11 protein-coding genes are annotated in these 11,931 nt (G+C 39.5%); 6 read left to right on the top strand and 5 right to left on the bottom strand.

The annotated features are described in order from the left end of the window. Positions 1 to 96: 96 nt before the first annotated feature. Together ACQ2HE_RS13300 and ACQ2HE_RS13295 are read left to right on the top strand one after the other, a co-directional pair. Complete coding sequence (locus ACQ2HE_RS13300; protein ID WP_430896073.1) at positions 97 to 690, top strand: 3-keto-disaccharide hydrolase; 594 nt, start codon at positions 97 to 99, stop codon at positions 688 to 690. A gap of 1 nt (position 691) precedes the next feature. Beyond that, on the top strand, positions 692 to 1,159 hold the full coding sequence (locus ACQ2HE_RS13295; RefSeq protein ID WP_430896075.1) for a hypothetical protein: 468 nt from the start codon (positions 692 to 694) through the stop codon (positions 1,157 to 1,159). Between the two features lie 42 nt (positions 1,160 to 1,201). On the opposite strand, the gene ACQ2HE_RS13290 is transcribed toward ACQ2HE_RS13295, so the two are convergent. Beyond that, positions 1,202 to 1,864, bottom strand: coding sequence for a hypothetical protein (locus ACQ2HE_RS13290; protein ID WP_430896077.1), 663 nt, complete (start codon positions 1,862 to 1,864; stop codon positions 1,202 to 1,204). 9 nt (positions 1,865 to 1,873) lie between these two features. After that, positions 1,874 to 3,844 carry a type I pullulanase gene (gene pulA / locus ACQ2HE_RS13285; protein ID WP_430896079.1) on the bottom strand — a complete coding sequence of 657 codons (1,971 nt, stop codon included), beginning with the start codon at positions 3,842 to 3,844 and terminating at the stop codon, positions 1,874 to 1,876. A gap of 322 nt (positions 3,845 to 4,166) precedes the next feature. Between pulA and ACQ2HE_RS13280 the strand changes: the two genes are divergently transcribed. Beyond that, positions 4,167 to 4,430 carry a hypothetical protein gene (locus tag ACQ2HE_RS13280; protein ID WP_430896081.1) on the top strand — a complete coding sequence of 88 codons (264 nt, stop codon included), beginning with the start codon at positions 4,167 to 4,169 and terminating at the stop codon, positions 4,428 to 4,430. Positions 4,431 to 4,563: 133 nt separating this feature from the next. Here the strand turns inward: ACQ2HE_RS13280 and ACQ2HE_RS13275 are convergent, their stop codons facing one another. Further along, positions 4,564 to 5,571, bottom strand: a complete 1,008-nt coding sequence (locus ACQ2HE_RS13275) for a polysaccharide deacetylase family protein (RefSeq protein WP_430896083.1) — start codon at positions 5,569 to 5,571, stop codon at positions 4,564 to 4,566. A 219-nt stretch (positions 5,572 to 5,790) separates the two neighbouring features. Between ACQ2HE_RS13275 and ACQ2HE_RS13270 the strand changes: the two genes are divergently transcribed. Together ACQ2HE_RS13270 and ACQ2HE_RS13265 are read left to right on the top strand one after the other, a co-directional pair. Beyond that, complete coding sequence (locus tag ACQ2HE_RS13270; RefSeq protein ID WP_430896085.1) at positions 5,791 to 7,539, top strand: GMC family oxidoreductase; 1,749 nt, start codon at positions 5,791 to 5,793, stop codon at positions 7,537 to 7,539. Positions 7,540 to 7,573: 34 nt separating this feature from the next. Continuing rightward, complete coding sequence (locus ACQ2HE_RS13265; protein ID WP_430896087.1) at positions 7,574 to 8,245, top strand: gluconate 2-dehydrogenase subunit 3 family protein; 672 nt, start codon at positions 7,574 to 7,576, stop codon at positions 8,243 to 8,245. A gap of 78 nt (positions 8,246 to 8,323) precedes the next feature. Here the strand turns inward: ACQ2HE_RS13265 and ACQ2HE_RS13260 are convergent, their stop codons facing one another. Further along, the gene (locus ACQ2HE_RS13260) at positions 8,324 to 9,187 is read right to left on the bottom strand and encodes a DUF4382 domain-containing protein (RefSeq protein WP_430896089.1); all 864 of its coding nucleotides are present in this window, start codon (positions 9,185 to 9,187) and stop codon (positions 8,324 to 8,326) included. 181 nt (positions 9,188 to 9,368) lie between these two features. Between ACQ2HE_RS13260 and dnaG the strand changes: the two genes are divergently transcribed. Continuing rightward, positions 9,369 to 11,342: a DNA primase gene (dnaG, locus tag ACQ2HE_RS13255; RefSeq protein ID WP_430896091.1), complete on the top strand. Its 1,974-nt coding sequence runs from the start codon at positions 9,369 to 9,371 to the stop codon at positions 11,340 to 11,342. Here the strand turns inward: dnaG and ACQ2HE_RS13250 are convergent. After that, positions 11,332 to 11,847, bottom strand: a complete 516-nt coding sequence (locus tag ACQ2HE_RS13250) for a class IV adenylate cyclase (protein ID WP_430896093.1) — start codon at positions 11,845 to 11,847, stop codon at positions 11,332 to 11,334. The genes dnaG and ACQ2HE_RS13250 overlap by 11 nt on opposite strands. Positions 11,848 to 11,931 lie beyond the last annotated feature (84 nt).

The raw sequence follows: 11,931 nt of genomic DNA, 5'->3' as shown, positions 1-11,931 counted from the left end.
ATTTCAGATTTCCTTTTATAGATACTGGAAGATAAGCGATTAAATTGAATAACAATCGCTTCTTTTTTTATCGTATCTTTCGAAAAACAGTAGAATATGAAACAGGTTTTTGCATTGATTTTTTTGCTTTCCACAGCTACCGTTATACATGCTCAAAAGATTAATTTATTCAACGGTATTGATTTAACCGGATGGAAAATCAATGGAACAGAAAAATGGTATGTAGAAAAAGGTTTATTAGTTTGTGAAAGTGGCCCCGATGCCAATTATGGCTATCTTTCTACCACTTCTACTTATAAAAACTTTGAACTCACCTTGAAGTTTAAGCAGTTGGCCAATGGTAACAGCGGCGTGTTTTTTAGAAGCTCAATTGAAGGAGTAAAAATTAGCGGTTGGCAAGTTGAAGTTGCTCCTAAAGATCAACATACAGGAGGGATATACGAATCGTATGGCCGAGGATGGTTAATTCAACCCAAGCCGGAAGATGAAAAGTACCTCAAAACGGGCAAATGGAATACCATGAAAATTAGAGTAGTTGGCAATGAAGTCACCACTTGGCTAAATGGCCATAAAATGGTATACCTAAAAGATGATAAAATAGGTGAAGGAAATGGCTTTATTGCCTTGCAAATACATGATGGTGGTGGCATCAAAGTTCAATGGAAAAACATCGTTTTGAAACAACTCTAATATGAAGGTACTTTGCACAGCATTGCTCCTGTCACTAACGTTTTGGTCTTGTCAAAAAGAAATTGAATTCAAAGAACCGAATTTCGACCTCATTACGAGAAGACCATGGGTTATTAACAAACTTTATTATGGAGAACAAGGCGACAATCAGATATTTGATGTAACCGATCTTTATTTTAAAGATTGTGAAAAAGACGACGGATTTTATTTTTATAAAGACCTTTCCTTTACGCGGAGAGACAGCACCAATACCTGCGATGTGTTGGTTTCCTTGTATGGCCCATTTGGATCTACCGGTTGGGGGCTTGATTCATTACAAAAAAACTTATCAGTAGCAATCCCCTTTGTATATAATTACACTTTTGAAGTAACCTATGTGAGTTCAAAAGAATTCATTCTCACTCACAATACAGTAGACTATGCACAAAAGAAAGTGTTTTTTATATACGACTTTAAACCGGGTCGTTAAAGCTGTAGACACCTAGATAAACAGTATGTTATTCAGTTTTTTTTATTGTAGAATTGATTCAATGAACAAAGCCAGTTTCAAATAGTCTGCATTCTTATCCCATTTCAGCTTCTCCTTTGTAGCATAGTTCATTATTTCATCGTTTTTAAAGGGGAGGTTCCAAGCAAATTCTTTGAAAGGTTCCGGAAGTAAAATCATCTTTTGTTGATAGAACAAATACACTTTGGGCTCGTCGGTGAGCCTTCTATAAATCACTTTTGATGCAATTTGTGGCTCATCTACTATATGTTTAGCCCACAACTTTACCAGCATTATTTTATTTGCATAAATCACCTGATAAAATGTTTCTTCGTTGGCAATGTCGGTAGCAGGAAAATTTTTCTTGAAGAACATCGAGTCCGATTTATCCTTGCTATTAGGATACAACGTGAAGGTTGAAACCTTGCTTTCCGTTGAGAAGGAATTGCCATTGAACTGCAACAACAATTTGTTAGCAATACAATCGAATTTGATCTTAAACTGATTGGTGATTCGCCCACTCGAAAACCGCACCACTCCCTCGCTCCAATCGCGCAACAACATTGAAGTACCCTGCATCTCTTGAACCACGGGTTCATCTGAGTTTACTCCGGTTCTTTCTGTAGTTTGCGCCGATACACTTGAACCGACAACTAACAACACTGCAAAAATCCATTGATACTTCATTCCATTGTTTTATTCTTGATAAAAAAGATACATGCTATGAGGTGCTAATTCAAGACTGGATTTAGTTTGCAATGTCTTTCTTTTAATTTCATTTGCCTGAATTTTTACAAACCAAGTCCCCTTCGGCATAGATAGTACTTTGTTGCTGTTTGACCCGTTAAAAACCACAAGCACTTTCTTCCATGAATCTCCAACGGCCTTCCCTTGGATGGTATACGCTACAATTCCGGCCTCGGTTGTAAGAAACTGAATATTTTTCTGAATCTGAGCGGCTGTATGCATTCGAAATGCCGGGTGAGCCTTCCGCATTTTTACCAGTCCACTTACGAAATCGAAGGTTGATTTGTGAATTGACTTTAAATTCCAATCGATCGCATTGATGGAATCACCTGAATTGAATGAATTCTCGACTCCTTTCTTCGTTCTTAAAAATTCAGTTCCTGCATGCAAGAAACTAATTCCTTGTGAAGTAAGTACTATTCCCAGTGCCAATCGGTGCATATTCATTCGATCAGAAACAGTTGCATCGGGTCTGCTTAGCTGCAGTTTATCCCAAAGCACATTATTATCATGACATTCACAGTAAGTAATGGTTTGATAAGGCTCAACAGCATAAGGTGCTTTTGCATAGTTGACCTTTGTATAATCTACTTGAGGATGAAAAGTAGAAGCTACAATACCAAACTTAATACTTTCCTCCATTCCGGGTTTACCGGAAGCAAATCCTCCATCTTTTAACTCAAACACACTTCCCTTGATCCCATCACGGATATCATCACTGAAGACTGCGATATTTTGAAGAGACGCTACGTTTTTTTTCAAAGCACGCGCTCTATCAGGAATAGGCGAAGCTCCGGCCGTCCATCCTTCCCCGTACATCAATACAGAAGGATTTATCTTGTGCAATTCCTGTGACAATAGATTCATTGTTTCTATATCCAGTACTCCCATTAAATCGAACCGGAATCCATCAACATGATATTCCTTTAGCCAATACAGCGCCGATTCTATGATGAATTTTCGAACCATCGGTCGTTCACTTGCAATTTCATTCCCACAGGCCGTAGCATTTGAAAAAGATCCATCAGCATTCTGACGATAATAATAGCCCGGTACTAATTGTTCAAAAGAAGACTCCTTCAAAAACATCGTATGGTTATAAACTGCATCCAGCACAACATTGAGCTTTTGCCTGTGAAAAGCTTGAATCAATTGTTTGAACTCCTTGGCGCGCGTGTATCCATCATCGGCCTTCGTAGCATACGAGCCTTCTGTTGCATTATAATTAAGAGGATCATAGCCCCAATTGTATTGCTTGCTTTCCGGCTTCGACTCATCTACAGTGAAATAATCATAGGTGGGAAGCAAGTGGATATGGGAAACCCCCAGCTCCTTAAGATGACTTAACCCAGTTGAATATCCTTGTTTGTTGACCGTATTTAGCTCCGTTAAACCGAGGTATTTTCCCTTCCTCTTGATACCGGAAGAAGGATCAATACTGGCATCTCGTACGTGCAATTCGTAAACAATTGCATCTGTTTTATACTTTAATGAAACCCCTTTGTCTAATTCCCAAGCTTCGGGATTGGTTCGCTTTAAATCACCAATAAAACCTCTTTTTCCATTAACGCCCACCAATTTTACATACGGATCCGGTACCTCTTCACTCCACCCCTTTTCATGTTGCACTTGCACTGAATAAAAATACCCCTCCCAATTACCTTCAGCAAAGGCTGTATAAACGCCCCATTGGTCTTTTGTGCCATTTATTTCCTTCACAGCACTACCTCCAACACCCATTTTGTAAAGCCGGAAAACCATCTTCGAAGCCGTTGGAGCCCATACTTTCAGCACTGAAGCTGTTGGTTGGTATTGAAGCCCAAGATCCCCTTGTTCATAAACCGGGTATTTGTCGGTACTAAATTGGCTTTTGGCGGTTGCAATTACCATCATAAGGCAAACAATCATTCTAAATTTCATATAACAACACTTCTAGTATTTTCAAGTTAGCGCTTTTAAACGACTGAACAGCATGATAATTAAGAACTAAGACTCAAAAAGAATCGATAATTGACCTGAATATGAAACATTGATTTCAAACCCTTCTAATGGTTGATATAAAAAAATCGAAAAAAAGCGATTTTTTGTAGCAATTGATAATGAATGACTAACGAATTGAAAAAAGAATAAAGCATTGATTATCAAACACTATAGCAAGCACTTGATTTTGATCAAGACTGCAATTTTTTTACCTAACAGGCGTTTATTATATCGTCCTAATTTGATCACGAAAACAATCCCTATGAATTCTCGTTTGATTCACACGAAAAACGAATGTGGTTATTTGGCAGAAAAGTTCAAGATGCAAGAAAATCATCAAGTATCGACCAGTAAAATTGCTCTTTTAAAGATTCAAAGTTGGAAGTTCGCCGCGAAAACACCTGAAATTGGCGCTAATTATCTTCATTCAATTGAAGACATAATCCGCAGGTCCTTTTTCGAGTACATTCCGGCTGCGCATGTACTTTGTTCTGAAGCATATTTTACAGCCCCTAAAGACAATTAAAATTTTTACTCATCAAATTTCATTTGATGGATTAACAAGAAAAAATCTCGCATTCATGCGAGATTTTTTCATTTAAGGAGCTTTTTAGTTGGATTAGAAAATCAAACATACTTGCTTTTAATTGAAGAGCATTTTATCTTCCCTTTCTTCTTTCCATCAATTCTCTCCAAGTTACCAATACTATTCTTTGATCTTCCAAGGCCTTTTTTAATGCAGGGTCAATCATAGCAAGTAAATCGCCTTGGCGTGTTGGTCCCGATTCCGAAATATTTTTAAAAATGGGGGAAGGCTGAGTACAATGCATGATGATCATGGTTAAACCCGGCTTTATTTCTTTCAAGGCTTCGATATAGTGAGCGGTTTTAAATGCCTGTAGCTTTTTAGTGTCTGCGGCAGTTATTGCATCTGGTTCCCACCCGTAACTTGCGTTGTAGAGATCATCAAGTACAGGCAAACCGGAAGCCCACAATTGTTTTCCCAAGAGTCTAATTCCCTGCACCAACTGTGGATCAAGTTTGTTGTGAACTTGAATTAAACTGGCATGACCCGCCGGAAACATTACTGGGATTTTGTACTCCATTCCCACTTTCAAGTAACGTTGAATAAAAGGCAGAGATCCAAAGAGAGTCCCCATATGACTGTCTAAGTGAGTGGGAAGAAATCCCATCTTTAATGCTTTCTCAACCTGTGCTCGTATCTCCATTTCTACTTCATCGGCACTGGCATGCTTTACTACCTCTTCAACGGAGGGCCATAAAGCACCTTCTTGGTCTACGAGGCCAGGTACTGCTTTAACGCCCGCCACTGGTGGCCATCGGTATTCTTTCCATTCAGAAGTAAGCGTTAGATGAAGTCCGGCATCTATTTGAGGATGTTGTTTCAGATAATGAACAAATGCTGGCACCCAGGAGCAAGGCATCATAACGCTGCAAGAATTCGCTACACCTTGAGTAATTGCGTTGATTGCGCCTTCATTGGAATCGAAGCTCATTCCTACATCATCAACATGCAAGATTACTACTTTCGCATCTTTAGGATATCCCAGCTTTTGAGCATAAGTGGAATCTTCTTGAGCAAAGGATTTGGTGCCACTAATAAGTAAGAAAGCAAGCGCCCCGAAGCATTTTACGATTCGTTTCATGAAACTTCCTTTTTTATTTTTTTAAAAAGAATATAAAACTCGATTTTAAGGTAATCATTTCAACCGAAATAATTTGAATTCACTTGTAAATCGGGCTTACTTGGATTTGCACAAATATGAATTGCTTTACCATCCTTCAAAATTCCCTCAATTATGATGGCATTCACATCATTATATCCTACATTTAGGCTGAAATCAATCACCTAATTATTTTGTTTTATGGGAGATCTTCAGATCAAAAAGAATCCGAAGCAATATGATGCTATTGTAGTTGGTTCGGGAGCCGGCGGTGGTATGGCTGTTTATACTTTAGCCAAAGCCGGATTGAAAGTGGCCTTGATAGAAGCGGGGCCTATGTACGACCCGCGCAAAAATCAAACACAATTTAAGAATCCTTGGGAATCGCCACGAAGAGGCGCGAGTACTAAATTTAGACCCTTCGGAGACTTTGATGCTTGTTATCATGGTTGGGATATCGATGGAGAGCCTTATACCAAAAAATCAGGAACACAATGGGATTGGTGGCGCGCTCGTATGTTGGGCGGACGTACCAATCACTGGGGACGTATTTCACTTCGATTTGGTCCCAAAGATTTCAAAAGAAAAAGTATCGATGGATTGGGCGATGATTGGCCTATTTCATACGATGATATAAAACCTTATTACGACCGCATCGATAGAATGCTTGGAGTGTTCGGTAGTAATGAAGGATTGGAAAATGATCCCGATGGAATCTTTCTTCCTCCTCCCAAACCGCGTGCTCACGAGTTGTTCATTCAAAAAGCAGCTACCCATGCGGGCGTAAAAGTGATCCCTTCACGTTTGTCGATCCTTACAAAAGCATTGCCTGATAATAAAGATCGTGGTGAATGTATGTTCTGTGGACAGTGTAACCGTGCTTGTAGTGTTGCTTACGCTGACTTCTCCTCTTCTTCCGTTTTAATTAAACCTGCTATCGCAACCGGTAACGTTGATGTTTACCCGAATGCAATGGCGCGTGAAGTATTGACGAATGCAGAGGGGATATCAACCGGCGTTGCCTACATCAACAAAGATGATATGCAAGAGTACCAAGTTACCGGCCGAGTAGTAATTCTCGCTGCCAGTTCTTGCGAATCAACACGTTTGTTGTTGAACTCGAAATCGAAACGTCATGCCAATGGACTAGCCAACAGCAGTGATGTAGTAGGTCGTTATTTACACGATAGTACGGGTGCCGCTTTGGGTGGTTATTTACCCCAATTGTTCGACAGAAAACGATACAATGAAGATGGCGTTGGTGGAATGCACGTTTATTCACCGTGGTGGTTAGATAATAAGAAATTAGATTTCCCACGTGGATACCATATCGAGTATTGGGGTGGTATGGGTCAGCCGGCTTACGGATTCGGTTTCGGAATCGAAAGCATGAACGGAAAACATGTGGTACACGGAAAACAAAAAGAAGCCGGTGGATACGGTGCTTCTTTAAAAGAAGACTATCGCTATTTCTACGGTGCCAGCGTTGGTATGGGAGGAAGAGGTGAAGCCATTCCTGTGTACGATAACCGTTGTACCATCGATCCGAATGTTGTTGACAAATACGGCATTCCGGTTCTGAACTTTGATGTGAAATGGAGTGAACATGAAATAAAACAAGCCAAACACATGAAAGAAACCTTCAAGGAAATTATGCATGAAATGGGTGCAATCATTACTTGGGGGGGCGATGATGGTCCTGAAAACAACTATGGCCTTGAATCTCCGGGTAAGATCATTCACGAAGCAGGTACTGCTCGTATGGGTAACGATCCAAAAAAATCGGCCTTAAACAAATGGAACCAAGCACACGATTGTAAAAACCTTTTCGTGGTTGATGGTGCCGCCTTTGTGAGCCAAGCCGATAAGAACATTACCTGGACAATCTTGGCCCTTTCATTGAGAGCTTCTGAGTACATTATTGACGAAATGAAAAAGAAGAATCTCTAATCAACAACATTTATTCAAGTTTAATACTACTAACATGGATAGAAGGAAATCACTCAAAGCCATTGCCGTTGGTACTTTAGCTGCCGGTGTTGTGGCAGAGAGCTGCAAACTGAGCGATAAAAAGGATGAAACCAAAAAAGAAACCGGTTCAGCCGACGCGTCGAAATTCACTATCGATAGAGCAAAAGAAGAAATTGAACGTGATACGAAGTTGATGAGCCAAAAGTTCTTCACTGAACATGAAATGGCAACCATCGCTATTTTAGCAGATATTATCATCCCTAAAGACGATGTTAGCGGAAGCGCCACTGATGCCGGCGTTCCTGCATTTATCGACTTTATCGTAATTGACATGCCCGATCATCAAACTCCGATGAGAGGTGGTTTGCGTTGGCTAGACATGCAGTGCCTGCAACGATTCGATAAGCCTTTTAAAGATTGTGATCAAAAACAGCAGATGGAAATAGTTGATGACATTGCATGGCCCAAAAAAGCAAAACCCGAAAACGCTCAAGGAGTAGCTTTCTTCAACTTAATGCGCAATCTCACTGCTACCGGTTTTTATACCAGCGAAATTGGAGTCAAAGATTTGGGGTATGCAGGAAATTCACCTAATAAATGGAATGGAGTTCCCGACGATGAATTGAAACGTTTAGGACTTTCCTATTCAGAATGGGAAATTAAAAATTGCGCGAAGTACGACTAACTAAAAGCAAGGATCAATAAATGAAAAAATCCCGTCAAGTTTTAACTAGACGGGATTTTTTGTATAATCAGGGATTGATTATTTGCGCAATGTAATAGTGCCTAACTCTGTTTCTCTTCCTCTCTTCACTTCTACATTTACAATAGTAGTGTCTTTGTATCCATTTTTACCTTCAACAAATACACTATAAGTACCCGGTTTTAAACCACGGATTTTGAATTCACCTTCGTTCCATCTAGGGAAAGCAAATGCAGTATCGGTAGAATTGTATGCTTTCACAACTCCGTGAGAGCCTACCGGTCTAACCTTTCCTTCAATTTCTCCGGTAGCTTTTGCTCCAAAGAATTTCAAGTAAGGTCTTAGATAGTACTTGTTATTTTTATAAGTAATGGATTTACCCAAGTTAAAGTCTAAGAAGAACTGCCAACTAGAATTGGTCAAAGAGTCAATATCAGAATGTTTGATATCAACATAAACATAGCTCTTGTTATCTTTCAAAATCAGCGGATAGCTAACAGAATCAACTACTACACTGTTATTGGTTCCTAATACAAACTTGATTCTTTCAATTTTACCATTAGGAATATAACCTGAAGCCAACAGGGTATCTAACCCGTTCTGGAATTTCAAGATATCGTAAACACCCGGGCGGATGCTCAATGTATCCCATAATTCGCACTCTTTTTCACAACGATCATTGTAATCATCATCGTCATGATGACGGCTGCTGTCACCGATACGTTCGCAGGTATCTACTTTAACCAAAAGACCCTGAATGTCGATAAACACATTGTTATAATCTGTTGGGCCATCCAACAGGTACACAGATAATTTTGCTTGACCTGCCGGAATACTTTCTCCTGCAGATTTTTGACACGCTACTGCCACTACCATTGCTGTAATAGCAAGTAGACTAACCGAAAGCCATGCTTTGAATTTCATAGTAAATGAATTGTTTGCCAATAAATTCCCAAAACTGTGCCAGTCAAGTCAGATAAAAACAAGAGATATCCACATATACGCCTATACAATTGAATACCAGTATATTATCTATACAAAAGGATTGAATGTAAATTGACTAAAATCAAGAGTCAGGCTTCCTCTATTTAATTTTTAAAACCCCTTGAATGAAACTATCTTTACCCTCCACTTTTTTTACGTGATCAGTCAGCAAACCATACAGCAAATTCAAAGCAGGATCGATATAATTGAGATCATCGGCGAGTTCATTAAACTTAAAAAGCGCGGTGCCAATTACCTCGGCTTGTGTCCATTTCACGGAGAAAAGACGCCTTCCTTTACGGTTTCTCCGGCCAAAGAAATTTACAAATGTTTTGGTTGTGGAAGAAGTGGGAATACCATCGGTTTTCTGATGGAGCATGAGAAATACTCCTATGTTGAAGCGCTGAAATGGTTGGCCAATAAGTACAATGTAGAGATCGAAGAAACAGCAGTTAGCCCTGAGGTAAAACTTCAGCAACAATTGGCCGATAGCTTGTACATCTTGAATGGTTTTGCCGGGAACTATTTTAAAGAACAATTGTGGCATTCAGAAGATGGGCAAGCGAATGCGATGAGTTATTTGAAAGAGCGTGGTTTTACGAATCCTACCATCGAGAAGTTTCAATTGGGCTATTGCTTGCCTCAACGCGACGCCTTTGCACAAACTGCAATTAAAGCTCAATACAGTACCGAGTATTTAGTAAAAAGTGGTTTGGTAGTAGAAAGAGATGGCAATTTTTATGACAACTACCGAGGTCGTATCATCTTCCCCATTCACAACAATACCGGAAAAATCATCGGTTTTGGTGCACGTGTTATTGGCAAAGCAGATAAGGCTCCAAAATATATCAATACTCCGGAAAACGAAATTTATATCAAGAGTAAGATTCTTTACGGTTCTTACTTTGCGCGCCAAGCGATCGATCGAAATGATGAGTGTTTGCTGGTAGAAGGTTATACTGATGTTATATCACTGCATCAGGCTGGAATTGAAAACGTAGTGGCATCGGGAGGTACTTCGCTTACCATCGATCAATTGCGGATTATTAAAAAGTATACGAATAACTTAACCATTGTATACGATGGAGACAATGCAGGTATCAAAGCTGCGAAACGCGGATTGGATATGGCATTGGAAGAGGGGCTGCAAGTGAAATTGGTATTGATACCGGATAATGAGGATCCGGATAGCTATGTCAATAAAGTAGGTGCAGATCAGTTCAAAGAGTTTGTAAAAGAGAACAAGAAAGATATCATTCTATTTCAATTAGAAATATCCTTAAAAGAAGTTGGCACTGATTCTTCAAAAAAAGCGGCCCTCGTAAATGAAATGGCTGAAACCATTGCCAAAATCAATAAAGTTGAAGACTTTACTCGTCAACAAGATTATATTAAACAGTGCGCCGAACTACTTCGAATTGAAGAAAGTGGACTGGTGAACTTGGTCAACAAATTTATTCGAGAGAAAGTAACCAAAGAAGAACAAAAGCAACAAGCAGCAAGTTCGAATGAATATTCAGAGCCATCCGGCTTTGAGCAACCTGTTGATGATTTTGAGGCCGCTACACTATTAAATAAGGATGAGCTACAAGAAAGAGGTTTGATCAAGTGTTTAATAGAATATGGCCAAAAAGAATGGGATGAAGAACAAAAAGTAGCGGATTATATTTTTTATGAAATTGACGATACCGGTTTGTTTGAAAATCAAGAACTGGTACAATTGTTTTTACAATACAAAGAATGGCATGAGCAAGGCTTGGAGCCCAATTCAAAATCATTCCTATACGCCGAAAACAGAATGCTCTCAGAAGCGATTCTGAAAATATTAGACATGAAGTATGAGTTAAGTCCTAACTGGGCTTCTCATTTCGATGGCAAGATTCCCGAGAAAGACGCGCTGTACAAAGAAGAAACCCTCTCTACCCTACTCTACTTGAAGCTGCGTAAAATTCGAAAAATGATAGAAGAGAATCAACGCGATCTAGAGAAACCTCACACTATGGAGGAGCTCAAAATATTATTAGAGACACATAAGCATTTGAAAGACATGGAGACGGAGCTCACTAAAACAGTAGGCTCAGTTATCATCCGTTAAGCAACATATCGCTATAAGAAATTGCGATCAAATCGGTTTCTACAATATCGAATGCTTTCATGTAAAATTCGCATTGAGTCAATAATTCTTCTTGAGTTTTAGGAGCATATAAGTTGCTCGCTTCTATTTCAACAAAGTTTCCAAGTTCATTTACTGTATCTATATGAAACTTTACATTCTCGATAAAATAGATTTCCCTTTTTTTTACTACAGCTACTTTCACTCCTAAACTGGCTGATAGAACGGCTTTTAAGGAAGCGGGGTCGGCAACGGGCGACAAATTGAAATGGGATGATTTAGGGCCGGCTTGATTAGAGCGATTATAAAAGATCAGATTGTTTTCAATATTCCCTTCCCGTAGTTTCAACCTTCCGTTTGGAACATTAAAATAGGTATCCGTTTGATGATCAGTTCCTTTACTAACGGCACCATTGTTAAGCAAGTATTCACGGATAGCATCTGAGTTTTTTGTACGGGCTTTGATTTCAACGTTGAGAAAAGACATGGTGGGGTGATTTGGGAGGGGCAAGTTAGGGAGAAAAAAGGAGACGAAGAAGAGAGGAGGCGAGGAACGAGGAAGCGAGGAACG

It is taken from the genome of Endoryza foliicola (genome assembly GCF_050589245.1).
In the GTDB taxonomy this organism is placed as follows: domain Bacteria; phylum Bacteroidota; class Bacteroidia; order Chitinophagales; family Chitinophagaceae; genus Endoryza; species Endoryza foliicola.
Note: the sequence above shows the minus strand (reverse complement) of the source record. Positions and strands in the feature narration are given on the sequence as shown.

Coding starts and splice junctions, on each gene's coding strand:
- ACQ2HE_RS13270 (WP_430896085.1), top strand. CDS start 5,791: ATGGGAGATCTTCAGATCAAAAAGAATCCGAAGCAATATGATGCTATT.
- ACQ2HE_RS13290 (WP_430896077.1), bottom strand. CDS start 1,864: ATGAAGTATCAATGGATTTTTGCAGTGTTGTTAGTTGTCGGTTCAAGT.
- ACQ2HE_RS13260 (WP_430896089.1), bottom strand. CDS start 9,187: ATGAAATTCAAAGCATGGCTTTCGGTTAGTCTACTTGCTATTACAGCA.
- ACQ2HE_RS13275 (WP_430896083.1), bottom strand. CDS start 5,571: ATGAAACGAATCGTAAAATGCTTCGGGGCGCTTGCTTTCTTACTTATT.
- ACQ2HE_RS13295 (WP_430896075.1), top strand. CDS start 692: ATGAAGGTACTTTGCACAGCATTGCTCCTGTCACTAACGTTTTGGTCT.
- pulA (WP_430896079.1), bottom strand. CDS start 3,844: ATGAAATTTAGAATGATTGTTTGCCTTATGATGGTAATTGCAACCGCC.
- ACQ2HE_RS13250 (WP_430896093.1), bottom strand. CDS start 11,847: ATGTCTTTTCTCAACGTTGAAATCAAAGCCCGTACAAAAAACTCAGAT.
- ACQ2HE_RS13265 (WP_430896087.1), top strand. CDS start 7,574: ATGGATAGAAGGAAATCACTCAAAGCCATTGCCGTTGGTACTTTAGCT.
- ACQ2HE_RS13300 (WP_430896073.1), top strand. CDS start 97: ATGAAACAGGTTTTTGCATTGATTTTTTTGCTTTCCACAGCTACCGTT.
- ACQ2HE_RS13280 (WP_430896081.1), top strand. CDS start 4,167: ATGAATTCTCGTTTGATTCACACGAAAAACGAATGTGGTTATTTGGCA.